Annotated in this window: 24 protein-coding genes; 15 read left to right on the plus strand and 9 right to left on the minus strand. The window is 70.6% G+C overall.

Going from position 1 to position 25,052, the window contains the following annotated elements; translation table 11 throughout:
• Positions 1-293: 293 nt before the first annotated feature.
• Complete coding sequence (locus tag Vse01_RS06435; RefSeq protein WP_093403456.1) at positions 294-977, minus strand: response regulator; 684 nt, start codon at positions 975-977, stop codon at positions 294-296.
• Entirely contained in the window at positions 974-2,206 is a 1,233-nt protein-coding gene (locus Vse01_RS06440; protein WP_093403455.1) for an ATP-binding protein, read from the minus strand. Before Vse01_RS06440 ends, Vse01_RS06435 begins: the two co-directional genes overlap by 4 nt.
• A 199-nt stretch (positions 2,207-2,405) precedes the next feature.
• On the opposite strand from Vse01_RS06440, the gene phoU reads away from it, so the two are divergent.
• Positions 2,406-3,056, plus strand: a complete 651-nt coding sequence (gene phoU, locus Vse01_RS06445; protein ID WP_093403453.1) for a phosphate signaling complex protein PhoU — start codon at positions 2,406-2,408, stop codon at positions 3,054-3,056.
• Positions 3,057-3,120: 64 nt separating this feature from the next.
• On the opposite strand, the gene Vse01_RS06450 is transcribed toward phoU, so the two are convergent.
• Positions 3,121-3,888, minus strand: a complete 768-nt coding sequence (locus Vse01_RS06450; RefSeq protein WP_093403711.1) for a phosphoglyceromutase — start codon at positions 3,886-3,888, stop codon at positions 3,121-3,123.
• 151 nt (positions 3,889-4,039) lie between these two features.
• On the opposite strand from Vse01_RS06450, the gene Vse01_RS06455 reads away from it, so the two are divergent.
• Together Vse01_RS06455 and Vse01_RS06460 are read left to right on the plus strand one after the other, a co-directional pair.
• Positions 4,040-5,347 carry an MDR family MFS transporter gene (locus Vse01_RS06455; protein ID WP_093403452.1) on the plus strand — a complete coding sequence of 436 codons (1,308 nt, stop codon included), beginning with the start codon at positions 4,040-4,042 and terminating at the stop codon, positions 5,345-5,347.
• 52 nt (positions 5,348-5,399) lie between these two features.
• Positions 5,400-6,701, plus strand: coding sequence for an MFS transporter (locus tag Vse01_RS06460; RefSeq protein ID WP_232511192.1), 1,302 nt, complete (start codon positions 5,400-5,402; stop codon positions 6,699-6,701).
• Positions 6,702-7,071: 370 nt separating this feature from the next.
• On the opposite strand, the gene Vse01_RS06465 is transcribed toward Vse01_RS06460, so the two are convergent.
• The 3 genes from Vse01_RS06465 to mshA form a co-directional block, all read right to left on the minus strand.
• On the minus strand, positions 7,072-7,971 hold the full coding sequence (locus Vse01_RS06465) for a hypothetical protein (protein ID WP_232511205.1): 900 nt from the start codon (positions 7,969-7,971) through the stop codon (positions 7,072-7,074).
• A gap of 217 nt (positions 7,972-8,188) precedes the next feature.
• On the minus strand, positions 8,189-8,722 hold the full coding sequence (locus tag Vse01_RS06470) for a type III secretion system chaperone family protein (RefSeq protein WP_093403448.1): 534 nt from the start codon (positions 8,720-8,722) through the stop codon (positions 8,189-8,191).
• A gap of 74 nt (positions 8,723-8,796) precedes the next feature.
• Entirely contained in the window at positions 8,797-10,146 is a 1,350-nt protein-coding gene (gene mshA, locus Vse01_RS06475; RefSeq protein ID WP_093403447.1) for a D-inositol-3-phosphate glycosyltransferase, read from the minus strand.
• 184 nt (positions 10,147-10,330) lie between these two features.
• Between mshA and Vse01_RS06480 the strand changes: the two genes are divergently transcribed.
• Positions 10,331-11,095: an SDR family oxidoreductase gene (locus Vse01_RS06480; protein WP_093403445.1), complete on the plus strand. Its 765-nt coding sequence runs from the start codon at positions 10,331-10,333 to the stop codon at positions 11,093-11,095.
• A gap of 5 nt (positions 11,096-11,100) precedes the next feature.
• Positions 11,101-11,889: an SAM-dependent methyltransferase gene (locus Vse01_RS06485; RefSeq protein WP_093403708.1), complete on the plus strand. Its 789-nt coding sequence runs from the start codon at positions 11,101-11,103 to the stop codon at positions 11,887-11,889.
• Positions 11,890-11,973: 84 nt separating this feature from the next.
• Here Vse01_RS06485 and Vse01_RS06490 read toward each other — a convergent pair whose 3' ends face one another.
• Positions 11,974-13,056, minus strand: a complete 1,083-nt coding sequence (locus Vse01_RS06490) for a UDP-N-acetylmuramate dehydrogenase (protein WP_093403444.1) — start codon at positions 13,054-13,056, stop codon at positions 11,974-11,976.
• 70 nt (positions 13,057-13,126) lie between these two features.
• On the opposite strand from Vse01_RS06490, the gene Vse01_RS06495 reads away from it, so the two are divergent.
• The 8 genes from Vse01_RS06495 (at position 13,127) to Vse01_RS06530 (ending at position 21,933) form a co-directional block, all read left to right on the plus strand.
• On the plus strand, positions 13,127-13,891 hold the full coding sequence (locus Vse01_RS06495; protein ID WP_093403706.1) for a maleylpyruvate isomerase family mycothiol-dependent enzyme: 765 nt from the start codon (positions 13,127-13,129) through the stop codon (positions 13,889-13,891).
• 228 nt (positions 13,892-14,119) lie between these two features.
• Complete coding sequence (locus Vse01_RS06500; RefSeq protein WP_093403442.1) at positions 14,120-15,427, plus strand: ABC transporter substrate-binding protein; 1,308 nt, start codon at positions 14,120-14,122, stop codon at positions 15,425-15,427.
• A 114-nt stretch (positions 15,428-15,541) separates the two neighbouring features.
• Positions 15,542-16,549 (plus strand): carbohydrate ABC transporter permease, encoded by a 1,008-nt coding sequence (locus tag Vse01_RS06505; RefSeq protein ID WP_093403441.1) that lies wholly within the window; start codon positions 15,542-15,544, stop codon positions 16,547-16,549.
• Between the two features lie 103 nt (positions 16,550-16,652).
• Positions 16,653-17,486, plus strand: a complete 834-nt coding sequence (locus Vse01_RS06510) for a carbohydrate ABC transporter permease (RefSeq protein WP_093403439.1) — start codon at positions 16,653-16,655, stop codon at positions 17,484-17,486.
• Complete coding sequence (locus Vse01_RS06515) at positions 17,483-18,853, plus strand: GH1 family beta-glucosidase (protein ID WP_093403438.1); 1,371 nt, start codon at positions 17,483-17,485, stop codon at positions 18,851-18,853. Before Vse01_RS06510 ends, Vse01_RS06515 begins: the two co-directional genes overlap by 4 nt.
• Positions 18,854-18,872: 19 nt before the next feature.
• A complete protein-coding gene (locus Vse01_RS06520; protein ID WP_093403436.1) occupies positions 18,873-19,880 on the plus strand; it encodes a LacI family DNA-binding transcriptional regulator in 1,008 nt (335 codons plus the stop codon).
• Positions 19,881-19,985: 105 nt separating this feature from the next.
• Complete coding sequence (locus tag Vse01_RS06525; RefSeq protein ID WP_232511191.1) at positions 19,986-20,900, plus strand: endonuclease domain-containing protein; 915 nt, start codon at positions 19,986-19,988, stop codon at positions 20,898-20,900.
• A gap of 124 nt (positions 20,901-21,024) precedes the next feature.
• Positions 21,025-21,933 carry a GNAT family N-acetyltransferase gene (locus tag Vse01_RS06530; protein ID WP_093403433.1) on the plus strand — a complete coding sequence of 303 codons (909 nt, stop codon included), beginning with the start codon at positions 21,025-21,027 and terminating at the stop codon, positions 21,931-21,933.
• On the opposite strand, the gene Vse01_RS06535 is transcribed toward Vse01_RS06530, so the two are convergent.
• Positions 21,930-22,445 (minus strand): O-acetyl-ADP-ribose deacetylase, encoded by a 516-nt coding sequence (locus tag Vse01_RS06535; protein ID WP_093403431.1) that lies wholly within the window; start codon positions 22,443-22,445, stop codon positions 21,930-21,932. The two genes, Vse01_RS06530 and Vse01_RS06535, sit on opposite strands and share 4 nt — an antisense overlap.
• A 1-nt stretch (position 22,446) precedes the next feature.
• Complete coding sequence (locus Vse01_RS06540) at positions 22,447-23,268, minus strand: EI24 domain-containing protein (RefSeq protein WP_093403429.1); 822 nt, start codon at positions 23,266-23,268, stop codon at positions 22,447-22,449.
• 128 nt (positions 23,269-23,396) lie between these two features.
• Here Vse01_RS06540 and Vse01_RS06545 point away from each other — a divergent pair, with 128 nt between their 5' ends.
• Together Vse01_RS06545 and Vse01_RS06550 are read left to right on the plus strand one after the other, a co-directional pair.
• A complete protein-coding gene (locus Vse01_RS06545) occupies positions 23,397-24,305 on the plus strand; it encodes an ABC transporter ATP-binding protein (RefSeq protein WP_093403428.1) in 909 nt (302 codons plus the stop codon).
• 10 nt (positions 24,306-24,315) lie between these two features.
• On the plus strand, positions 24,316-25,050 hold the full coding sequence (locus Vse01_RS06550; protein WP_093403426.1) for an ABC transporter permease: 735 nt from the start codon (positions 24,316-24,318) through the stop codon (positions 25,048-25,050).
• Positions 25,051-25,052 lie beyond the last annotated feature (2 nt).

Here is a 25,052-nt window from a genome sequence, read left to right on the forward strand (position 1 = left end):
GCAGGTCGTCACACCAGGTAAATATCCGCACCCGACCCGACCAACCCCCTTGCCACCTTTGCTCTGCTTACCTATACGCACAGGTGACTCTCTGTGGTCTGCGTCTCGCCTCTAGCCGCGAGAGCGGCCCGGTCAAGTCCTGTTCAGCGAGTTGTGCGTATACGTAAGCAGAGCAAAGGGGTCGAGTAGGGGGTTGGGTAGGTGGCTGCGGCGTCACCCAAAGCAACCACGCCGAGCCAGTGACAGATCGTCATCAACAATGGCAGTCACGAGCCGGGGCGGCTCAGGGCCGATCAGGGCTCGAACTTGTAGCCGAGACCGCGCACCGTGACGATGTGGCGCGGGGTGGAAGGCTCCGGCTCGATCTTGGAGCGCAGCCGCTTCACGTGCACGTCAAGCGTCTTCGTGTCGCCGACGTAGTCGGCACCCCAGACGCGGTCGATCAACTGCCCTCGGGTGAGCACCCGGCCCGCGTTGCGCAGCAGCAGCTCAAGCAGTTCGAACTCCTTGAGCGGCAACTGCACCGCGCCGCCGTCCACGGTCACCACGTGCCGCTCGATGTCCATCCGGACCGGCCCGGCGGCGAGCGTCGGCGCGCCCGACTCGGGTGCCTCCGGGCTCTGCCGGCGCAGCACCGCGCGGATCCGGGCGACCAGTTCCCGGGGAGAGTACGGCTTGGTCACGTAGTCGTCCGCCCCGATCTCCAGGCCGACCACCTTGTCGATCTCACTGTCCCGAGCGGTGACCATGATGATCGGCACGTGCGAGCGCTGGCGCAGCTGCCGGCAGACCTCGGTACCGGACATCTCCGGCAGCATCAGGTCGAGCAGGACGATGTCGGCACCGGTCCGGTCGAACTCGGTGAGAGCCGACGTCCCCGTGGCGGCCACGGAAACCTCGAACCCCTCCTTGCGGAGCATGTACGACAGTGCGTCCGAGAACGACTCCTCGTCCTCGACCACCAGAACGCGACTCAACGGCGTTTCCCTTCATCGGTCGGACCGGGCTCGATCCCAGCAGGCGGCAGTGTCGCCAGCAGGTCGTCCGGCGGGCGAGCGGGCAGCCGGAGAGTGAACGTCGACCCACCACCAAGAGTGCTCGCCACCTCCACCCGACCGCCATGGTTGCTCGCGATGTGCTTGACGATCGCCAGCCCGAGGCCGGTGCCGCCGGTTGCCCGCGAGCGCGCCTGATCGGCGCGGTAGAACCGCTCGAAGATGCGGTCGACGTCGGTAGGGGCGATGCCGATGCCCTGGTCGGTGACCGCGATCTCCACCTGCTCTCCGGCGGCCCGGGCGGCGATGCGTACCGTCGTGTCCTCGCCGGAGTAGTTGAGGGCGTTCTCCACCAGGTTCGCCACCGCGGTGGCGAGTTGGTTGTCGCTGCCGTACACGGTCAGGCCCCGCTCCGCTTCGACGGTGACCTCGATCCGGCGGGCGGCGGCGGCGGTCCGGGTGCGATCGATCACCTCGGAGATCACCCAGTCCACCCCGACCGGCTCGGGGGCCGGCTGCGGTTCGGCACCCTGGAGTCGGGTCAGCTCCAGCAACTCCTGCACCAACCGCCCCAACCGGGTCGACTCGTGCTGGATACGTTCGGCGAACCGCCGGGCGGCGATCAGGTCCTCGGAGAGATCCGGACGCCCCTCGTCGGCCGGCTCGGTGGCGTCCAGCAGTGCCTCGGCGAGCAGTTGCAACGCGCCGATCGGGGTCTTCAGTTCGTGACTGACGTTGGCCACGAAGTCTCGGCGCACCCTCGCCAACCGGTGCGACTCGGTCACGTCGGCCGCCTCCACCGCGATGTAGCCGTTGCCCAGCCCCATCGCTCGCAGGTGCACGCCGAGCGGGTTCTCCCCGGCGTTGTCGCGGCCTCGGGGCAGGTCGAGCTCGATCTCGCGCCGCACGCCGGTGCGCCGTACCTGCCCCGCCAGGGTACGAATCAGCGGATGCGCCATGATCGAACCCGGCCGCCCACCGGTCCGCAGCAGTCCCATCGCCCGCGCCGCCGGATTGACCAGTACGGGCACATCGTCCGCGTCGAGCACCACGACCCCCGCGCGCAGCGAATCGATCGCGCGGCGGCCGAGCCCGACCTGCACTTCGTCGACGATCGCGAGCCTCCCCTTACCGAACCGGGACAACCACAGGCCGACGGCCACCCCGACCACCAGGGCCGCAGCCACGCCCACCGTCACCGCCCACGTCACTCGGCGATCGTATGGTCATTGTTAACCTGGCTATCGCCCAGAACAGGACGAAGCACTCTCACTTCCGGGAAAGTTCACTCGCGCGTCCGGCGTAGTTCATCGGCGTTCACCTCCGATCCGCCCGGGCGTCATAGCTTGACGGCGCACCTGCGGAAATCCCGCCGGCGGGCTCGCCGGCACCGACGGACAGGACGTGACAATGCGCGACGAGTTCCGGGCCGAACTTGAGGCCGTGAGCCAACTGCTGGTCGAGATGGCCGAGGGAGTTCGGGCGGCACTGCGGCAGGCGACCCGGGCCCTGCTCACCGCCGACCGTCGGGCGGCCGAGTCCGTGATCGAGCGGGACGCGGAGATCGACGGACTGTACCGCCAGGTGGAGGAGCGCGTCTGTGACCTGCTGGCCCGCCAGGCACCGGTCGCCTCCGACCTACGCGCCATGATCACTGCACTGCACGTGGCCGCCGATCTGGAGCGGATGGGCGACCTGGCCGACCACGTGGCCAAGACCGCGCTGCGCCGGCACCCGTCGCCGGCCGTTCCGGCGGAGCTGCGCCCGGTCTTCACCGACATGGCGGGCATCGCCGACCGGATGGCCGAGAAGATCGCCTCGGTGCTGGCTCACCCCGATGCCGACCTCGCCGCGGAACTGGACAGCGACGACGATGCGATGGACGAGCTGCACAAGGGTTTGTTCGGGGTGCTGCTCGGCGCGGACTGGCCGTACGGGGTGGAGACCGCGATCGACGCCACCCTGCTCGGTCGCTTCTACGAGCGCTTCGCCGACCACGCGGTCAACAGCGCCGAACACGTGGTCTACCTGATCACCGGCGAACCCGTAACCTCCCCCTGAGCACGGCGAGGGGCCCCGGCCAGCGCCGGGGCCCCTCGGGTCCGTCTCGAAGTCCTCGGTCGGCTCAGCGGCCCTGGTTGGCGACGGCGGCGGCGGCCGCCTTGGCGGCCTCCGGGTCGAGGTAGGTGCCGCCCAGCGTCTGGGGACGCAGCAGCGGGTCCAGGTCGTAGCGCAGCGGAATTCCGGTGGGGATGTTGAGCTTCGCGATGGCCTCGTCACTGATCTGGTCCAGGTGCTTGACCAGCGCCCGCAACGAGTTGCCGTGCGCGGCCACCAGCACCGTACGGCCGGCCAGGATGTCCGGCACGATCGAGTCGTACCAGTACGGCAGCATCCGCTCGACGACGTCCTTGAGGCACTCGGTACGCGGCATCAGCTCGGTCGGCAGCAGCGCATAACGCGGATCACCCACCTGCGACCACTCGTCGTCGTCCTCGATCGGCGGCGGCGGGGTGTCGTACGACCGGCGCCAGAGCATGAACTGCTCCTCGCCGTACTCATCCAGGGTCTGCTTCTTGTTCTTGCCCTGCAACGCCCCGTAGTGACGCTCGTTCAGCCGCCACGACCGACGCACCGCGATCCAGTGCCGGTCGGCGGCGTTCAGCGCCAACTCGGCGGTCCGGATGGCGCGGCGCATCACGCTCGTGTGCACCACGTCCGGCAGCAGGCCGTGTTCGCGCAGCAGCTCGCCGCCGCGGCGCGCCTCGTCCTCCCCCTTCGCGGTCAGGTCGACGTCGACCCAGCCGGTGAAGAGGTTCTTGGCGTTCCAGTCGCTCTCGCCGTGCCGCAGCAGGACCAGCGTCCCGACGGTGGGCCCCTCGCTAGCTGTCATGCCGATCATCCTGCCGCAACCCGTACTGGCCCGCGCGGGAAGGGTGGTGACGACCACCACGTGGAAATACAGGTGACCTTGATTCCGGCACGCCACTAGGTTGGTAAGGATCCAAAAGAGCAACAGGCATTACGGAAACGGGGGCGCGGGCGTGCGCGCGATGCGGGGTTGGTTCCGGGACACCACAGGTGGGCTACCGAGGACCTTCTGGTACCTCTGGACGGGCACGCTGATCAATCGACTCGGCTCGTTCGTCCTGGTCTTCCTCGCCATCTACCTGACCCAGGAACGCGGCTTCTCCGCCTCGCAGGCCGGGCTGGTGCTCGGCGCCTGGGGCGTCGGCGGCGCGGTCGGCACCACCGCCGGCGGCACCCTGACCGACCGGTGGGGTCGCCGGCCGACCCTGCTCACCGCCCATCTCGGCGCCGCGACCATGATGCTCGCCATGGGCTTCGCCCGTGACCTGTGGACGGTCGCGGCGGGGGCGTTGCTGCTCGGCCTCTTCGCCGAGGCAGCCCGCCCCGCGTTCGGCGCCATGATGATCGACGTGGTGCCGGAGCGGGACCGGCTGCGCGCCTTCTCGCTCAACTACTGGGCGATCAACCTCGGGTTCGCCTGCGCCGCCGTGCTCGCCGGGTTCGCCGCGCAGGCCGGTTACCTGCTGCTCTTCGTGGTCAACGCGGCCACCACGGTGGTCACCGCACTGATCATCTTCGTGAAGGTCAAGGAGACCCGGACGGTCACCGTCGGCATGCCACGCGGCGGCGTGCCGGCCAGAGCCCTGCGGACCATCCTGACCGACCGGGTGTTCCTCGGCTTCGTCGCGCTGAACCTCCTCGGGGCGCTGGTGTTCCTCCAGCACATCTCGATGCTGCCGATCGCGATGGCCGACTCCGGCCTGAGCCCCGCCACGTACGGATCGGTGATCGCGCTCAACGGCGTGCTGATCGTGGCCGGTCAACTCTTCGTGCCCCGGCTGATCAAGGGGCGCAACCGCTCACACGTGCTCGCCCTGGCCGCGGTGGTGATGGGCGTGGGCTTCGGGCTGACCGCGTTCGCCGAGGTCGCCTGGTTCTACGGGCTGACGGTGCTGATCTGGACCCTCGGCGAGATGCTCAACTCGCCGTCCAACGCCACCCTCATCGCCGAACTCTCCCCCACCCAGCTGCGTGGTCGCTACCAGGGCGTCTTCTCGCTCTCCTGGCAGCTCGCCGGAGCGGCGGCGCCGATCCTCGGCGGACTGGTGCGGGAGCAGGCCGGCAACGCGACCCTCTGGGCGGCCTGTGCAGCGATCGGGCTGGTGATGGCGGTGGGCCACCTGCTCTCCGGGCCCGCGCGGGAACGGCGTGCCGTCGCGTTGCGTACCGCTGGCACCGCCCCGGTGGTGACGGTGCAGTCGACCGCCCCGCAGCCCGCCGCCCCGCAGGCGGCCGAGCCGGTGGCCACCTCCCGGGGGTGAACCCCGCCACCCCGCGTCCCACCCGCCGATCAGCCCGGGCAAGATCTGTTAGGTGTCCGAACAGATTGGCAAGGTCGGGGTGCCGGCCGGGGCGCTTCGTCGCTGGCTGACCGACACCGCAGGTGGCCTGCCCGCGACCTTCTGGTACCTCTGGGCCGGCCTGCTGATCAACCGGGCCGGCGCGTTCGCGATGCTCTTTTTGTCGCTCTACCTGACCGCGGCCCGGGGGGCCAGCGAGTCGCTGGCCGGCGTGGTGGTGGGCGCGTACGGCGCGGGTGGTGCGGTCGGGGTGCTGCTCGGTGGGGTCCTCGCCGACCGCTGGGGCCGACGCTCGACCCTGGTGGCAGCTCACCTGGTCACCGCCGCCCTGATGGTCGCGCTGGCGCTCAGCCAGCACCTGGGCGTGATCGCGGCACTCGCCCTGCTGGTCGGGGTCACGCACTCCGTGCCGAGCCCGGCCTTCGTGGCCGCGATCGTCGACGTGGTACCGGAACATCGCCGGTCCCGCGCCTTCAACCTGCAGTTCTGGGCGTTCAACCTCGGCATGGCCGTCGCGTCGCTGCTGGCCGGTCTGCTGGCCGAGGCAAGCTACGTGGCCCTCTTCCTGGTCGACGCGGTCGCCACGGTGGCGACCGCCGCGCTGATCGCCTGGAAGGTTCCGGAGACGCTGGCCCGTCGGCAGATGCGGGCGAGTCCGGCCGCCGGCCCCCGCCGCCCGCGTCGCCCGGGGCTGCACACCGCGCTTACCGATCGGCACTTCCTGGTCTTCGTCGGGCTGACCTTCGTCCTCGCCGTACTGACCATGCAGGCGTCGACGATCATGCCGTTGGCCATGCGGGCCGACGGGTTGGGGCCGTCGTCGTACGGCGCGGTGGTGGCCCTAGGCGGCGTCCTGATCGTGCTCGGGCAGTTGTTCGTACCCCGGCTCATCGACCGGCACCGGAAGGCCCACGTGCTGGCCCTGTCGACGGCGCTGCTCGCCGTCGGCTTCGGCGCGCTCGCCGTCGCCGACGACCTCGTGTTCTACCTGGGCGCCTGCCTGGTCTGGACGGTCGGCTCGATGCTGGCCGCGCCACCCAACGCACAGATCAACGCGGACCTGGCGCCACCGGCGCTGCGGGCCCGCTACCAGTCGGTGTTCTACCTGGCCTTCCCGGCAGCGTCCTTCATCGCGCCGACGCTCGGCGGCTTCAGCCTGCAACGCTGGGGCGACGGGCACTGGCTGCTGGTCGGCGCACTGGGTCTGTTGGCCGCCGGTGCGCACCTGTTCGCCGGGCCGGCGCGGGAGCGACGCGTGGCCACCCTGCGTGGTCAGGGCGAACGGGCCGAGCCGTCGCTGGCCGGGCATTCCTGAGCCCACGCGTAATGCCCGGCACGAAGTCGTGCCGGGCATTTCACGTCGTACGACCGGCGGCGGCGGGCGGCACTCACCCCCGTAAGCGACGCCCGCTCGCGCCGCCGGTCCAAACAGGTGGGCCACCGTCCCCCAACGGTGTCGGTCCACCCGTCCCCCGCGTCTCGCCCGGCTGCACAGATCTGATCGATCCGCCGCTCCCCCGAACGGTACCGAGCGTGACGCGGTGCAATAAAGCTAGTGCGGCCCGACCTCGCGATTCAACCTGAGCGGCTGTCTCGCCCGTCACAGCGCGATCCCCTTGGAGACGGCGCTTAGGCCCTCGGTCAAGGCCAACTGCGGGTACCCGAGTGCTATTCCCGCAAACCTCTCACCCATCCTCACGATCGGGTGATTCGGTCCGGAAGAAATTGCTCTGCCGGCCGTCCCGCATCTGCTCCTGATAGATCAGGTTCAGCCGGCGCAGGTCGAAGGTGTGAAACCACTCGTCCCAGGTGATCTCGCGGATCCGGCTGCTCTCCCGGTAACCCGGAATGTTGAACGTCAGCACCCCGGCCCGACCCGCACGCTCGGTACCGCTGATCGTCGCCGGCTTGGCGCCCCGCTCCCGGGCCCACCGCCGAATGACGTCATGGTTGTTGGTCACCAGGCTGCGGCCGGGGCGCTCCGGCCGGTCCTGAAGCGAGGAGATCAGCTGCGACGACCGGACCGACCGCGACGTCGACCGACCGGTCCGGGCCGCGCCACCACGGGCCGGCCGAGCCTCGGCCGGACGGCGGGTGGGTACCGCCTTACGGGCGCGGGTGGTCGTCGTGCCGCTCAGGGCCGACTTGCGCGGGGCCGATTTCCGCGCTCCGGCCGTGCTCTTCCGCGCCGTACCCGTCTCGGACCTGCGCGCCGCACTTGTCGCCTTGCGGGCGGTGCCGGCGGTCGACCTGGCCGCCGCGCCGGTCGCCTTGCGCGCCGGAGCAGCCCGTTTCGCCGGTGCCGCCTTGGCCCGTTCCGGCGCCGCCTTGGCCCGTCCCGGCGCCGCCTTGGCCCGTCCCGGCGCTGCTTTGGCCCGCCCCGGCGCCGTCCGGCCGGAAGCCGCCTGTTTCGTGCCGGACGCCTTCGTGGCGCCGGCCCGGCCGGCCGGGCCGCTGCTACGGCGCCCGGCACCGCTGGATCGCAGCGTCTTCGCCAACGTCTTCACAAGTTCCGGCTTACGCAGGGCCGAGATGCCGGAGACCCCGTGTCGCCGCAGCTGTCCCCGAATGTCGTCCACCCGCATGCGGGAGATCTCCGACTCGGAGATCCGTGGCGTGTTCGGGGTCTGGTTGCCGCCCTGCCGCCTGGTCCTGGTCGCGGTCCCGCCGCGACCCGAGCTGCTTCGCTGAGCCATGGATGCTCACGCTCCTCGCCACTCGCCGTCTCGGCGCGGCGGGTCCCAACGCCGCACCGCGCGCAGCGGCTTACCCGTCAGGAGCGGTCCGAACCTCCGGCTGCCGTCAAGAGGCGTCCGAGTTCCCGGCTGCCGGCGGAGCCGACCGGGCGGCCTCCGAGGGCTCGAACAGGTGCGCGAAGGCGGCCAGGTTGGCGGTCGACTCACCGCGCTTCACCCGCCACTCCCACTCGCGGCGGATCGAGCTGCCGAAGCCGATTTCCAGCATCGTGTCGAAGGACTCGTCGGCGTAGGTAAGTACCGCGCCGAGCAGCCGATCCAACTCGTCGGCGTCGACACCGTCCGGGTTGACCCGGCCGGTGAGGTAGACGTCACCGACCGCGTCGATGGAGAACGACACGGCGTACATCTTGGCGTTGCGCTGCAACAACCAGGCCCACAGCTCCTCGCGCCGCTCGTCCGGCTGACGCATCACGAACGCCTCGATCCGCAGCGCGTGCTCACCGACGATCAGGTTGCAGATCGTCTTGAGCTTGTGCGTACCGGGCAGGGTCACCGCGTACGACCCCGGGCCGGTGGACTCGCAGGCGAGGTCCCGCTCCGCGCAGACGGACTCGATCAGTGCACCGAGGTCGCTCATCCGGCCAACTCTACGACGATCACCACCGCGTCGCCGGGAGGGACCGGACGCGGTCGGCCCAGCCCGTCCTGCGCTCAACAGCAGGAGGCGGTGAGTTCTGCGGTGAGGCCGGCCCGATGGTCGGCGATCGCCTCACCGTAGACGCTGAGCAGGCCGGCGGCCGTGCGATGCCAGGAGAAGGCTCGGGCATGCCGGGCGGCTCCCGCGGACAACTCCGCCCGTCGGGCCCGGTCGGGCAACAGGCGGGCCAGCGTACCCGCCCAGTCCGCCGGGTCATGTCCGCGCACCAGTACCCCGCTGACCTGGTCACGCACCGCGGTGACCAGTCCGCCGACGGCGGCGGCCACCACGGGCGTACCGCAGGCCTGGGCCTCCAGCGCGACCAGACCGAAGGATTCGTTGTACGACGGCACCGCGACCAGGTCGGCCGCCTGGTACAGCAGGGGCAGTTCCACTCCGGTGCGCGGCGGCAGGAAGTGCACTCGGTCGGTGACGCCGAGCGAGGCGGCCAGTTCGATAAGCGCGGTTGGCCGGTTCAGCCCGGTGCCGCTGGGCCCGCCGCAGATCACCACCGCCACCTCACGGGCCAGCTCGGGATCCCGCGCCCGGAGGGCGGCGATCGAGCGGATGAGAACGTCGGGCGCCTTCAGCGGCTGGATCCGCCCGACGAAGGCGACCAGATGACCACGGGTCGGCAGGCCCAGCCGAACCCGGGCGGCCGTGGTCGCCGCGTCCCGGTCGCCGGCAGCGGGACGGAACCGCTCCAGATCCACCCCGGGCTCGACCACCGTCACCCGGGTGGGGTCCGCGTCGTACCGGCCGATCAGGTCCCGCGCCTCGACCCGGGTGTTCGCCACCAGCCGGTCCGCCTCCGCGACCACCTGCTCCTCACCGATCACGCGCGCCTTCGGCTCCGGCCGGTCACCGGCAGCGAGCTGCGCGTTCTTCACCTTGGCGAGGGTGTGCGCGGTGTGCACCAGCGGCAACCCCCAGCGATCCTTGGCCAGCCAGCCGACCTGCCCGGAGAGCCAGTAGTGGGAGTGGATGAGGTCGTAGTGGCCCGGCGGGCGGGCCGCCTCGGCGCGCAGCACGCCCGCGGTGAACGCGCAGAGCTGGCCGGGCAGTTCCTCCTTGGTCAGGCCCTCCAGCGGGCCGGCCATCACGTGCCGGACGTGCACTCCGGGGGCCACCTCCACCACCGGCGGCAGGTCGCCCGAGGTGGCCCGGGTGAAGATCTCGACCTCGACGTTCGCCTCGGCCAGTCGCCGGGACACCTCCAGGATGTAGACGTTCATGCCGCCCGCGTCTCCGGTACCCGGCTGGTGCAACGGTGAGGTGTGTACCGACAGTGTCGCGATCCGCCGGGGACGCGGCCACGGCAGGGAACCTCGCTGACGACCGACACCGGTGTGCTCTTCCGCCACTTCCGCTCCCTTTGCCACGGTTGATGCCGTCCCCGCACGACCGGCGCTTCTGCGTCAACACTCCGCGCCGGATGTCATCTTCCCGATCGGCGACGGGTAATACGTCGGGCAGGCCTTCGGGCGTGACCGACCTCATGGCGACCGTGCCGCCCGCCATCCGATGGCGGGGGGCGAGAATGGCCGGATGAGTCGTGTCGCGATCGTCACCGGAGCATCCAGCGGGATCGGCGCCGCCACCGCCCGGCGGCTCGCGGACGAGGGGTTCCACGTGCTCGCCGCGGCGCGGCGTACCGACCGCCTGGCCGAACTGGTCGCGGAGATCACCGCAGCCGGCGGTTCCGCCACCGCGGTGCGCTGTGACGTCACCTCCGACGAGTCGGTGGCCGACCTCGCCCGGGCCGCGCAGCAGGCCGGCGGGCCGGTGACCCTCCTGGTGAACAACGCGGGCGGGGCACGTGGGCTGGATCCGGTGGAGTCCGGCGCGGTCGGTGACTGGCAGTGGATGTACGACGTCAATGTGCTCGGCACGCTGCGGGTCACCCAGGCGCTGTTGCCAGCGCTGGAGAGTTCCGGGTCCGGCACCGTCGTCGTCGTCTCGTCGACCGCCGGCTTCACCGTCTACGAGGGTGGGGGCGGCTACACCGCAGCCAAGCACGCGCAGACCGCGATCGCGGGCACGTTGCGGCTGGAGTTGTGCGGGCGCCCGGTGCGGGTGATCGAAATCGACCCGGGCATGGTGAAGACCGACGAGTTCTCGTTGACCCGCTTCAACGGGGACGTCGAGCGGGCGGAGGCGGTCTACGCCGGGGTCGCGGAGCCGCTGCTCGCCGAGGACGTCGCCGACTGCATCGCCTGGTGCGCCACCAGACCGCAGCACGTCAACGTGGACCGTCTCGTGGTCCGGCCGCTGGCCCAGGCCGCCCAGCACAAGGTGCACCGGACGGGCTGACGGTGATGCCGGCGTCCCGGCCGCTCGGCGCGGCGACCCGGGGAACCACGAATCCCAACCGGCTCCGCCGGGTCGACAACTGGATCGTGGAGACCTGCGCTGATCCGCTGCGCGCCGCGCCAGACCCGCTTGTGGTGGACCTCGGTTACGGCGCGACCCCGGTGACCGCGGTGGAGCTGCGGGATCGGCTCGCCGCCCGGGTCCGCCCGGACGTGCGGGTGGTCGGGCTGGAGATCGATCCGGTACGCGTCGCCGACGCGCAACCCGCCGCCGACCCACCCGGGCTCACCTTCGCCCGGGGCGGCTTCGAGCTGGCCGGTCTGCGCCCCACCCTGGTCCGCGCGTTCAACGTGCTGCGCCAGTACGACGAGAGCGAGGTGGCCGACGCGTGGGCCACGATGTGCGCCCGGCTGGCGCGGGGTGGGCTGCTGGTGGAGGGGACCTGCGACGAGCTGGGACGCCTCGGCGGGTGGGTGCTGCTCGAAGCCGACGGACCGCGCTCGCTGACCCTGGCCGCTCGGCTGACGACGCTGGAAAGTCCGGCCGAGCTGGCCGAACGGCTACCCAAGGCGCTGATCCACCGCAACGTACCGGGCGAGCGGATCCACGACCTGATCCGGGCCCTGGACGACGCCTGGCGGGCCGCCGCCGGCTACGCCCCCTTTGGCCCGCGCCAACGTTGGTTGCACACCGTGTCGGCTGTCCGCGCCCAGGGCTGGCCCGTCCTCGGCCGCCCCCGCCACTGGCGCCACGGCCACCTCACCGTCCCCTGGCCCGCAGTATCCCCCACCTGAACGAGCCCGGCGGACACGGAGTTGATCAAGAAGTTTGCGTCAGCTTCCGCGCGGAAGCTGACGCAAACTTCTTGATCAACCCGGTTAGAGGGTGCAGTTGATGAGGACGGGTTCGGGGTGGAGGGTTACGCCGAAGCGGGACTGGACGCCGTCGCGGATCTCGCGGGCCAGGGTGAGCAGGGCCTGAGCGCTGGCGGTGCCGGTGGGGTTGGTCAGGGCGAGGGTGTGCTTGGTGGAGATGGCCGTGCCCTCGGGGCCGGGATACCCCTTGCCGAAACCGGCCTTGTCGATCAGCCAGGCGGCGCTGACCTTGACCACGCCGCCGGCACCGGGCCACGCCGGCGGCTCACCCAGCCCGTTGGCCCGCTGCCGCAACTGTTCGTACGCGGCGGCGTCGAGGACCGGATTGGTGAAGAACGAGCCGACGGAGCGGGTGTCGGGGTCGCCCGCGTCGAGCACCATGCCCTTGCCCGCGCGCAGTCCCAGCACCGTGGTCCGGGCCTGGTCCAGTGGCACCCGGTCACCGACCTCGACGCCGAGCGCCCGGGCCAGCTCCGCGTAGCGCACCGGGCCGGACAGCGGCGAACGGGCCAGCCGGAAGTCCACCGAGAGCACCACCCAGCGCTCGTTGTACTTGAAGATGCTGGACCGGTAGGCGAAGCCGCAGTCGGCGGCCTCGACCTGCCCGACCGCGCCGGCCGTCCGGTCGTAGACCTGCACGGCGGTGATGGTCTCGGCGACCTCCTGCCCGTACGCCCCGACGTTCTGGATCGGCGTGGCACCGGTCGAGCCGGGGATGCCGGACAGGCACTCCAGCCCTGACCAGCCGTTGCGTACCGTCGCGGCGACCAGGTCGTCCCACGGCTCGCCGGCCTCGACCCGTACCGTCACGGTCTGCTCGTCCTCGGTGAGCACCCGCAGCCCCCGGGAGCGGACGAGCACCACCGTGCCGGGGAAGCCACCGTCACCGATCACCACGTTGCTACCGCCGGCGATCAGGAGGATCTCGGTGCCCGCCTCGCGTACCCGGCTGACGATCTCGTCGGCGTTTGTGGCGCTGACCACCCGGCCGGCGGGCCCACCCAGGCACAATGTCGTGTATTGCGCCAGATCGTCCGTGCTGGCGGGTTGCGCGGCGGCTGTCGGCTGGGCGTAGACGTCAGACACGCCTCTCACCCTAGGCTGAGGGGTAGCCGTGGCACCCACTGGTGGCCCGGTCACCCCCGGGAGGATGGCGATGAGCAGATTGCACGGCACCAAGGATTTCTGGATCGGCGCGCTCCGGGCGGAGGGCCCGGCGTTCGCTGCCGCGGTGGCCGAGGCACCGCCCGAGACACCTGTGCTGTCCTGCCCCGGTTGGACCGTGACCGACCTGACCCGCCATCTCGCCGGCGTCTACCGGTGGGTGCATGCCGTGGCCGGCTCGGGCGACCCGTCGGCACCACAGCAGAGCCGGTCACAGCCGGTCGAGCCGGCGGCGGACGTCACCGCCGTGCAGCAGTGGCAGCAGGCGTACGACGAACTGATGGCGCTCTTCGACTCCCTCGACCCGGAGGCGCCGGCTTGGAACTGGGCTCCGCAGCCGAAGAAGGCGGGCTTCTGGCCACGGCGGATGGCCCATGAGACGGCGGTGCACCGCTGGGACGCCCAGCTCGCCATCGCCGCAGGTGAGCCGGTCGAGGCCAAGCTCGCGGCCGACGGGGTGAGCGAGGTGCTGGACACCTGGCTGCCGGCGGGCCGGCGCAGGTCGGGCGGCCCGTGGGCGGGCGTGGTCCGATTGACCGCCACCGACGCCGACCAGGAGTGGTATCTGCGGCTGCGCGGCGAGGGGGTCGCCCTGCTCGACACCGGCACCATCCTCGACCACGACGACCACCATGCCCGGGTGCAGGTCACCGGCACCGCCAGCGACCTGCTGCTGGCGCTCTGGGGCCGGGTCAGCTTCGACACCCTGACCGTCTCCGGCGACCGCACCCTGCTCGACGGCGTACGCACCGGCTGACCCCCGCCCAACCTCGTCGATCATGAGGTTGGGCGGCAGTTGATCTCTCCGGTTGCCGCCAACCTCATGATCAATCAGTGCGGGTGGGCGGCGGTCCGGTTGTGGCCATTCTGTGATGGCGACTGAGAGAGCGCTCTCTTGACACGGTTCCGGGGCGGACCGCAGGCTACGAGAGAGCGCTCTCAGAACCTTCTACCACCACCCCGACCTGAGAGGGGTCATCAGACAATGGGCACATTCCCGCGTCACCGCCTCGCGGCGGTCGCTCTGGCCGCCACCGGCGTCCTGCTCGTCACCAGCGGCTGCGGCGGCGGCGACGAGGCCGCCGGGGACGGCAAGATAACGCTCACCGTCGACGTCTTCGGGCAGTTCGGCTACGAGCAGCTCTACCAGCAGTACATGGACGCCAACCCGAACATCAAGATCGTCGAGCGGGGCACCGGCGGCAACCTCGACGAGTACTCGCCGAAGCTGACCCAGTGGCTCGCCGCGGGCAAGGGCGCCGGTGACGTCGTGGCCATCGAAGAGGGCCTGATGGTCGAGTACAAGGCCAACCCGGACAACTTCGTGAACCTGCTCGACCACGGCGCCGCCGACCTCAAGGGCAACTTCCTGGAGTGGAAGTGGAACCAGGGGCTCACCGCCGACGGCCAGAAGCTGATCGGGCTCGGCACCGACGTGGGCGGCATGGCCATGTGCTACCGCACCGACCTGTTCGAGAAGGCGGGCCTGCCGACCGACCGTGAGCAGGTCTCCGCACTCTGGCCGACCTGGGAGGACTACATCGCCACCGGCGAGAAGTTCAAGGCCGCCAACACCGGCGCGTCGTTCCTGGACGCGGCCACCAACACCTTCAACACCATCGTGCTCCAGACGGCCGGCAACGCGCAGGGCTACCACTACTACGACACCAGCGACAACCTGGTGGTCGACACCAACCCGGCGGTCAAGCAGGCCTGGGACATCACCATGAACATCGTCAACGCCGGCCTGTCCGGCAAGTACGGTTCCTGGTCCGAGGAATGGGTCTCCGCCTTCAAGCAGGCCAAGTTCGCCACCATCGCCTGCCCCGCCTGGATGACCGGCGTGATCGAGGGCAACGCCGGGCCGGAGGCCAAGGGCAAGTGGGACATCGCCCGGGTGCCGGGCAACGGTGGCAACTGGGGCGGCTCGCACCTGGCGGTGCCGCAGCAGAGCAAGCACCAGGACGAGGCGGTCAAGCTGGTCAAGTTCCTGACCAGCGCCGAGGGTCACATCGGCGCCTTCAAGGCCAAGGGTCCACTGCCGTCCTCGCCGCAGGCGCTGGACGACCCCGCCATCACCGAGGCCACCAATGCGTACTTCTCCGACGCACCGGTCGGCAAGATCTTCGGCGAAGGCGCGAAGACCCTGAAGCCGGTCTACATGGGCCCGAAGAACCAGGCCGTCCGCACCGAGGTGGAGAACGCGGTCCGCACCGTCGAGCTGGGCCAGCGTAGCCCCGACCAGGGCTGGCAGGACGCGATCAACAACGCCAAGAAGGCCGCCGCCAAGTAACCGGCCCGACGGCCCCATCCCCGCCGCCGGTCCAGGGTCCGCCGCGTCGTGACGCGTACGGCGGCTCGCCCTGGGCCGGCGCGGGGCGGGGGCGTGGAAAGGAGTCAACGGGTCATGGCGTTGCAACTCGACGCGCGACCGCCGGCCAGACCGGCGCCGCGGGACAGCCGCCCGTCCCGGGCCGGCCGGCTGAGCCGGATCGACGCGAAATACTCGCCCTACCTCTACATCGCCCCGTTCTTCGTGATCTTCGCGATCTTCGGGGCCTGGCCGCTGGCGTACACCTTCTGGGTCTCCCTGCACGACTGGGACCTGCTCGGCAGCAATCCCACATTCGTCGGCGCGGACAACTACACCCGGCTGCTGGCGGACAGCGACTTCTGGCACTCGGTGGTCAACACCCTCGGCATCTTCGTCATCAGCACGCTCCCCCAGCTGCTCGCCGCGCTCTGGCTGGCGAACCTGCTCAACCGGCAGCTGCGGATGCGTACCGGTTGGCGGATGGCGGTGCTGGTGCCCAACGTCACCTCCACAGCCGCCGTGGCGATCGTGTTCGGCGTGCTGTTCGGCCGTGAGTTCGGCATGGTCAACTGGCTGCTCGACCTGATCGGCGTCGACGGCATCGAGTGGAAGTCCAACCGGTTCGCCTCCTGGGTGGCCATCTCGACGATGGTCGACTGGCGCTGGACCGGCTACAACGCGCTGATCTTCCTGGCCGCCATGCAGGCCATCCCCCGCGACCTCTACGAGGCGGCGGCGATCGACGGCGCGAACCGGGCCCGGCAGTTCTGGACCATCACCGTGCCGCTGCTCAAGCCGACGATCATCTTCTGCGTCATCATCTCCACCATCGGCGGACTGCAACTGTTCACCGAGCCCCGGCTGTTCCATTCCGGCACCAACGCGATCCGGGGCGGGCCGCTGCGCGAGTCGCAGACGATGACCATGTACATGTTCGAGAACGCCTTCGCGCCGTACTACAACTTCGGCTACGGGTCGGCGGTCGCCTGGCTGCTCTTCGCCCTGATCGCCATCGTCGCGGCGATCAACGTACTGATCATCCGCCGGCTCGGCGCCGGCGCACGGCCGGACACCGGCAAGCGGAAGGGAGGCTCCCGATGAGCGAGCGCAGCGTGGTGGCGCGGGTGAGCGAGCGCAGCGAGCGAACAATTCGGCTCAGTGCTGGTGAAGCTCATCGGGACGCCGAGCGCAGCGAGGTGGCGCGATGAGCCAGTTGTGGCGGGCGAGCCCGCTCACCTACTTCGCACTCGTCGCCGCCGGGGTCCTGTCGGTCTTTCCGATCTACTGGATGTTCGTGGTGGCCAGCCGGTCCAGCGATGCGATGGGCCAGCTGCCACCGCCGGTGACGCCCGGCGGCAACCTGGGGGCCAACATCTCCCGGCTGTTCGCCAACACCGACGCCTACTTCCTGACCGGTCTGATCAACTCGGCGATCGTCGCGATCACGGTCACCGCCTCCGTGGTCTTCTTCTCCACCCTCGCCGGGTTCGCCTTCGCCAAGCTGCGGTTCCGGGGCAGCAACGCACTTTTGATGATCATCATTGCCACGATGATGGTGCCCACCCAACTGGGCGTGATTCCGTTGTACATCCTGATGACGAAGTTCAACCTGAACGACCGGCTGCCGGCGGTGATCATGCCCGCACTGGTCACCGGTTTCGGGGTGTTCATGATGCGGCAGTACGCCGGGCAGGCGGTCAGCAGCGAGCTAATCGAGGCAGCCCGGGTGGACGGTTGCGGCACCGCCCGCATCTACTGGAACGTGGTGGTGCCGGCGCTGCGGCCGGCCGCCGCCGTCCTCGGCCTGCTCACCTTCATGACCACCTGGAACGACTTCCTCTGGCCGTACGCGGTGCTCAACGACCCGGAGAATCCCACCGTGCAGCTATCGTTGCGGGCCCTGTCTGACGGCTACTACCAGGACATGTCCCAGGTCTTCACCGGCACGGCCATCGCCACGCTGCCCCTGCTGCTGGTATTCGTCCTGTTCGGCCGCCAGATCATCGGCGGGATCATGGAAGGTGCGGTCAAGGCGTGACTGAGTTGAGATTTCCGGACAACTTTCTCTGGGGTGCGGCCACTGCGGCGTACCAGATCGAGGGGGCGGCCCGCGACGACGGGCGCGGTGAGTCGATCTGGGACACCTTCAGCCGTACGCCGGGCAAGGTACACGCCGGCCACACCGGCGACGTCGCCTGCGACCACTACCACAGGTACGCCGACGACGTCGCGCTGATGGCGGAGCTGGGGTTGCAGGCGTACCGCTTCTCGGTTTCCTGGCCCCGCATCCAGCCCGACGGCAGCGGCCCGGTCAACCCGCGCGGCCTTGACTTCTACGACCGGCTGACGGACGCGCTGCTGGGCCGGGGCATCGATCCGATCATCACGCTCTACCACTGGGACCTGCCGCAGACCCTTCAGGATCGCGGCGGTTGGACCAGCCGGGACACCGCCGAGCACTTCGCCACCTACGCCTCCGCGTTGTACGCCCGCCTCGGTGACCGGATCGGCACCTGGACCACGCTCAACGAGCCGTGGTGCTCGGCGTACCTCGGCTACGGCAACGGCGTGCACGCCCCCGGGGTGCAGGATCCGGGCGCGGCCTTCAGCGCCGTACACCATCTGCTGCTGGCGCACGGCCTGGCGACCCAGGCGTTGCGCGCGGCCGGCGCCGGCCGGGTCGGCGTCACGCTCAATCCCGCCGACGTACGCCCGGCCGATCCCAACAGCGCGGCCGACGCCGCCGCCGCACGCCTGGTCGACGGCCTGCACAACCGGATCTTCCTCGATCCGCTGCTGGTCGGCGGGTACCCGGACGACATCCGGGAGCATGTGGCGCGGTTCGTCGAACCCACCTTTGTGCAGGACAACGACGAGAAGATCATCGCGGCGCCGATCGACCTGCTCGGGATCAACTACTACGCGCCCACCTACGTCGCCGGCCGGCCGGACGGTGCCGGTGGTGGCGGGGCGTACCCCGGCACCGAGGGGCGGGTGCAGTTCCTGGCACCCGTCGGGCCGCTCACCGACATGGGTTGGATGATCGAGCCGGCCGGACTGACCCGGCTGCTGGAGCGCATCGCCACCGACTACCCGGCGGTACCGCTGCTGATCACCGAGAACGGCGCGGCTTTCCCGGACAAGACCGCCGACCCGACGACCCCGCTCCAGGACTCGGACCGGATCGCCTACCTCGACGGCCACCTGCGCGCCGCGCACGAGGCCATCGCCCGGGGCGTCGACCTGCGCGGCTATCTCGTATGGTCATTGCTTGACAACTTCGAGTGGGCCGAGGGGTACCGTAAGCGATTCGGCATCGTGCACGTCGACTACCTCACTCAGCGGCGTACACCGAAGTCCAGCGCCCGGTGGTACCAGGAGGTGATCTCCCGGAACGGGCTGTGACGAGGTGGTGGTTTCTCCGATGACGGGGGCGCAACGGCCCACTCTGGAAGCGGTGGCACGACGGGCCGGTGTGTCCCGGGCCACCGTCTCCCGGGTGGTCAACGGCTCGACCACGGTCGCCGAGCCGATCCAGGAGGCGGTCCGTCAGGCGGTCGCCGAGCTCGGGTACGTGCCGAACCTGGCCGCACGCACCCTGGTCACCCAGCGGACCGACTCGATCGCCCTGGTGATGCCGGAGGAGGCCACCCGGGTCTTCTCCGACGACCAGGTGTTCCCGGGGATCATCCGGGGCGCGGCACAGGAGTTGGAGGCCGCCGACAAGCAGCTGGTGCTGATGCTGGCCGGGTCGCCGGCCGGGCATGAACGGGTCGCCCGGTACACCACCGGTCGGCACGTCGACGGGGTGCTGTTCGCCTCGCTGCACGGGGCAGATCCGCTGCCCGCCCGACTGGCCGCGCTGGGCATCCCGGTGGTGTGCAGCGGCCGACCGCTCGACGGGGCGGACGTGCCGTACATCGACGTCGACCAGGTCGGCGGGGTCACCCGGGCGGTACGGCACCTGATCGACAGCGGCCGGCGTCGGATCGCCACCATCGCCGGACCGCAGGACATGGTCGCCGGCATCGAGCGGCTGGCCGGCTACCGGGACACCGTCGCCGCCGCCGGGCTGCCCGAGATGGTGGCGGTCGGCGACTTCACCCGCGAATCCGGAGCGGCGGCGATGCGGGAGTTGCTCGCCGCCCACCCCGACCTGGACGCCGTCTTCGCCGCGTCGGACCTGATGGCCCACGCCGCCCTGCGTACGCTGCGCGAGGCGGGACGTCGGGTACCCGAGGACGTGGCGGTGATCGGCTTCGACGACATCGAGACCGCCGCGTACACCGATCCGCCGTTGACCACCGTCCGGCAACCGATAGTGGAGCTGGGTCGGCAGGGCACCCGGCTGCTGCTGCGCCTCGCCGCTGGGGAGGACGTCGAGCCGGCGCTCATCCTGCCCACCGAGCTGATCATCCGCGATTCCGCCTGAACCCGGGTACGTTTCTTGTCGCCCGGGCGACAAGAAACGTACCCGACTGGAGATTCAATCGACAGATGCGGATCCCCGGGGGACGACGCCGACACGTTGCAGTGGTTGCTGTTCGAGCAGTCGGGGATCGTCAGCTGGGCGCAGGCGACCGCCGAGCTGAGCCCGGCGAAGGTCCGGCACCTGCTGGCGACAGGGCGGTGGGGCAGGGTGTGTCGGGGAATCCTGCGGGCCGCCTCGCCCGATGAGCCGTACCGTCGAGAGCAGCATTTGTGGGTGGCGGTGCTGGCGGCCGGTCCGGGTGCGGTGCTGGCCGGGCTGGCGGCGGCGACAGCGGGCGGGCTACGCGGAAAGTGGCGCTACGAGACCGTCGACGTGCTGGTTCCGCATCACCGGCGTCGGGCAGACCTGCTGCGTCGGCTGCCGCTCGGCCTACCTGCTGTCCGGGTACGCCGGGCCCGGCAGTTGCCGGACGAGGACCGGCAGCGTGGTCGGCCCGACCGAACGTCGATGGCCCGTTCCCTGGTGGACGCGGCACAGTGGGCGCGTACCGATGAGGATGCCCAACAGATTCTCGCGGCCGGCTGCCAGCAGCGGCGGTCGACCCCGACGGAGATCGCCGCGGTCCTCGCCCGACTGCCCCAGGCCCGACGGCGGGTCCTGATCCGACAGACGGTGCAGGACATCGCCGGTGGCGCCGAGGCGCTCTCGGAGATCGACCTGGTACGACTCTGCCGACGCCACCACCTCCCGGCGCCAACCGCACAGCAGCGACGCCGCGACGCCGACGGACGGATCCGCTACCTGGATGCCTACTGGCCACAGTGGCGGCTGCACGTGGAGGTCGACGGCGCGCACCACATGGACGCCCGGCACTGGGCGGCGGACCTGCGTCGACAGAACCGAATCTGGATCGACGGCGACCGCATTCTCCGGTTCACCGCGTTCGACGTCCGCCACCGCCCCGACGATGTCGCCGCCCAACTTCGCGCCGCCCTGACCGCCGCCGGCTGGCAAGGCTGAACATGGGTACGTTTCTTGTCGTCCCAGCGACAAGAAACGTACCCACCGCCTGGGTGCCGCGCGGCGGGGGTGGGGGTGGGAAAGCGGGCGCGGAGGTCCGTGGGGTTTGGTTAGCCTGCCGCGCATGCCTGAACCGTCCGCGCTGATCCGTCCCGCACATCCCGACGACGCCCCAGCCGTGGTGGCGCTGCGTACCCTCGTGTTTCCCTTCCTGATCCGGGGTGTCGCGTCCACCCGGCAGCTGATCTCGACGCCACCGGCGGAGCAGCACTGGGGCGGTTTCGTCGCCGAGGTCGACGGGGAGGTCATCGGTTGGGTGTCGGCGTCCCGCAACACCAACACCAGCGCAGCCGTCGGCGAGGTGTCCCTGCTGCACGTACACCCGGACCAGCGGCGACGCGGGATCGGCGGGGCACTGCTGGGCCGGGCGCTGGAGCACCTCGCGCCGCTCGGCCTGAACCGGCTACGGGGCCGTACGCTGCCGGAGGCGCTGCCGTTCGCCCGCCGGCACGGCTTCATCCCGAGTCGGCAGGAGCACTTCTCGGCTCTGGAGCTGCACGCGCTGCCACCGCTGCCACCGGCCCCTGCCGATGTCCGGCTGGTCCCGCTCGCCGAGGTCGACCCCCGCCGGGTCCACCGGGTGGACGTGCTGGCCAGCGCCGACGAGCCGGGTGACGTGACTTCCGACGCCATCGGATATGCCACCTGGTGTGCCGACACCTGGGACAACGTCGGGCTGGACCGGGAGGGCAGCATGGGCGCCGAGGTCGACGGCGAGTTGGTGGCGATCAGCCTGGTGAAGCGGGACGGCGCACGAATGTGGTCGGACTACACCGGCACCGTGCCGGACTTCCGCGGCCGAGGGCTGGCCCGGTTGGCGAAGCTGGCCGCACTACACCGGGCGGCGGCGCGCGGCGTCACCGTCGCGTACACCGGAAACGACGCGGCGAACGCGGCGATGCTGGCGGTCAACGACCGGCTCGGCTACCGGCGGGTGGCCAGCCAGTGGTCCTGCGTACGCGAGATGGGCTAACCCTCCGCGTACACCCGCTCGGCGATCGCGTGGGTGTCGGCGCCGAAGAGCACCAGCCGAGCCTCGCTGATGTTCGTCGGGGTTGCCGCGCGCAGCACCGACAGGGCCTGACGGACGGCGTCCTCGACCGGCCAGCCGTAGACCCCGGCGGAGATCAGCGGGAAGGCGATGCTTGCCGCGCCCAGTTCGTCCGCGACAGCGAGGCTGTTGGTGTAGCAGGCGCGCAGCAGCGCGGCACGGTCCTCGGTGTCCGACCAGACCGGGCCGACGGTGTGCACCACCCAATGCGCCGGCAGGTCACCTGCCGTGGTGGCCACCGCCTGTCCGGTCGGCAGGCCCCGCCCGTAGCGCGAGGCGCGCAGCGCGCGGCACTCAGCGAGGATCGCCGGTCCGCCCCGGCGGTGGATGGCGCCGTCGACTCCCCCGCCGCCCAGCAGGGACGAGTTCGCCGCGTTCACCACCACGTCCACCTGTTCGGTGGTGATGTCTCCCGCTACCAGGGCGATGTGCATGTCAGCCCTCCGTGATGGGTTGGCCGAGGGAGCGGCGGGCCAGCAGGGTGGCGCCGGCCACCGCGGCCGGCATCAGCAGTACCGCGCCGAGTGGGATCAGGAAGCAGACGAAGACCGCGACTCCGAAGCCGAGTGAGGTGGGTCGGTCCACCTTCAGTGCCGCGCGCCGGTGCGGCAGTCGCTTGCCGCGCCGGGAGAAGGGCGCGCCGGTCAGCTCCACGGCGAGCAGCCAGCCGCCCACCAACGCGCCGATGACCGGCACCACGGTCTGCCCGACCACCGGAATGAAACCGGCGGCGAACAACGGCACGCCGAACAACGCCGCCAGGGCGACCAGCCGGAGCGAGTCGGCGGCGCTGCGACGCAGCGACGGCCAGAACGGGACCTCGACCTCGTCCGGCGTACCGCCGTAGCGCCGCTCGACCCGCTCGGAGATCTTCTCGTAGAAGGGATCGCCGATGACCAGGGTGACCGCCGTGAAGGTGAGGACGGTGAGCAGGCCACCGAGACCGAGGAACGCCAGCGCGGCGATCACCCGGACCACGCTGCGCGGTGTCGCCGCCCAGTCGTCGGCGAACGGAGTGGCCGCAGCGGCCAGGTCGCCGACGAAGAAGACCAGGAGAGCGTACGCGGTCGCGAAGATCGCCCCGGAGATCAGCGCCGGGACGACGCCGAGCAGCATCAGACCTGGGCTGCGTACGTACAGGCCGATGCCCCGCAGGAGCAGCGTGGCCCCGCCGACGAAGCGGCGGCCCGCGCCCACGGCGGTGGAGGGAAGCTCGGATGCGTGCACGTCCAGGAGCGTAGTCACTCGTCGGCGCATCCACCGGTTGACGGATCGCCGGAATCAACCGGAGCTGACCAAGGTCACCTACAGCCGGTCGATTCGTCGCCGGCCGCCTCCCGCGACGCTTGAGCGGTACCCGGAACCGACGACGAGAGGCGGCTGCCATGCCGGTCATCGAGGTGACCAGCCTGCACAAGCGGTACGGCGAGACGGTGGCGGTGGCGGACGTGTCCTTCGACGTCGAGGCCGGCGAGATCTTCGGCGTACTCGGCCCGAACGGCGCCGGCAAGACCACCACTGTGGAGTGTGTCGCCGGGCTGCGCGTCCCAGACGGGGGCGGGGTGTCGGTCCTCGGGCTCGACCCTCGCCGGGACGCCACCCGGCTGCGCCAACTGGTGGGGGTGCAACTTCAGGAGAGCCAGTTGCCCGACCGGCTCCGGGTGGCCGAGGCGTTGGAGCTCTACGCGTCGTTCTACCGAGAGCCGGCCGACCCGACGCAGCTCATCGGCGAGTTGGGCCTCGACGAGAAGCGGAACACCCCGTACGAGAAGCTATCCGGCGGTCAGAAGCAGCGGCTCTCCATCGCGTTGGCGCTGGTCGGCAACCCGCGGATCGCCATCCTGGACGAGTTGACCACCGGGTTGGATCCGCAGGCACGCCGGGACACCTGGGGTCTGATCGAGCGGGTCCGGGATCGCGGGGTGACCATCCTGCTTGTCACCCACTTCATGGAGGAGGCCGAGCGGCTCTGTGACCGCCTCGCGGTGATCGACAAGGGGCGGGTGGTGGCCCTGGACACCCCGGCCGGGCTGGTTTCGGCCGTAGCACCCGAGCAGCGCGTCCGGTTCCGCCCGTCCACTCCACTGGACGACCGGCTGCTGACCGGCCTGCCGCAGGTCACGGCCGTGACGCGCAGCGGCGGCCAGATCGTGGTGACCGGCACCGGTGACGTGCTGCACGCGGTCACCTCGGTGCTCGCCCGCCACCAGATCACCGCCGCCGAACTACGGCTGGAGCAGGCCACGCTTGACGACGCGTTCGTCGAGCTGACCGGGCGCCGGTTCGTCGACTGAAGGGGACACGATGCACGCCTTCGGCCAGATCCTCAGGACTGAAGCAAAGCTCTACCTACGGGACATTCCGACGCTGATGCTCACCGTCGCCCTGCCCACCCTGATCCTGGTGGTGCTCGGGCTGATTCCGTCGCTTCGGGAACCCAGCCCGGAATTCGGCAACCAGTCCTTCGTCACGTACTTCACCCCCTCGCTGCTGGTCGTCACGCTGGCCATGGTTGGCATCAACGCCCTGCCCACCGTGCTGGCCACCTACCGGGAGCGCGGCATCCTGCGCCGGCTGGCCACCACCCCGGCAAGTCCGCTGGCGCTGCTGACCGCTCAACTCGTGCTGGCCCTGGTGGGCATCTTGGCCAGCGCGGTGCTCCTCGCGGTGATCGCCCGACTGGCGTTCGGCACCCCGTTGCCGCAGCACCCGCTCGGGTTCGCGGTGGCGCTCGTCCTGGGTACGGCCGCTCTGCTCGCGGTGGGGCTGCTGGTGGCGGCGGTCGCGCCCACCGCCAAGGCGGCCCAGGCGCTGGCGGTACCGCTGTTCATGGTGACGATGTTCTTCGGCGGGGTGTACCTGCCCCGGTTCCTGCTGCCCGACTTCCTCGCCGACATCGGCGCCTACACCCCGCCCGGGGTCCAGGCGCTGCTCGACGCCTGGACCGGCACCGCACCGCACCCGCTGCACCTGGGGATAATGGCCGTGATCGCCGTGGCGGCCGGCGCCGCTGCGGCGAGGCTGTTCCGCTGGGAGTGAGC

The sequence above is a fragment of the Micromonospora sediminimaris genome (assembly GCF_016863575.1).
Taxonomy (GTDB): domain Bacteria; phylum Actinomycetota; class Actinomycetes; order Mycobacteriales; family Micromonosporaceae; genus Micromonospora; species Micromonospora sediminimaris.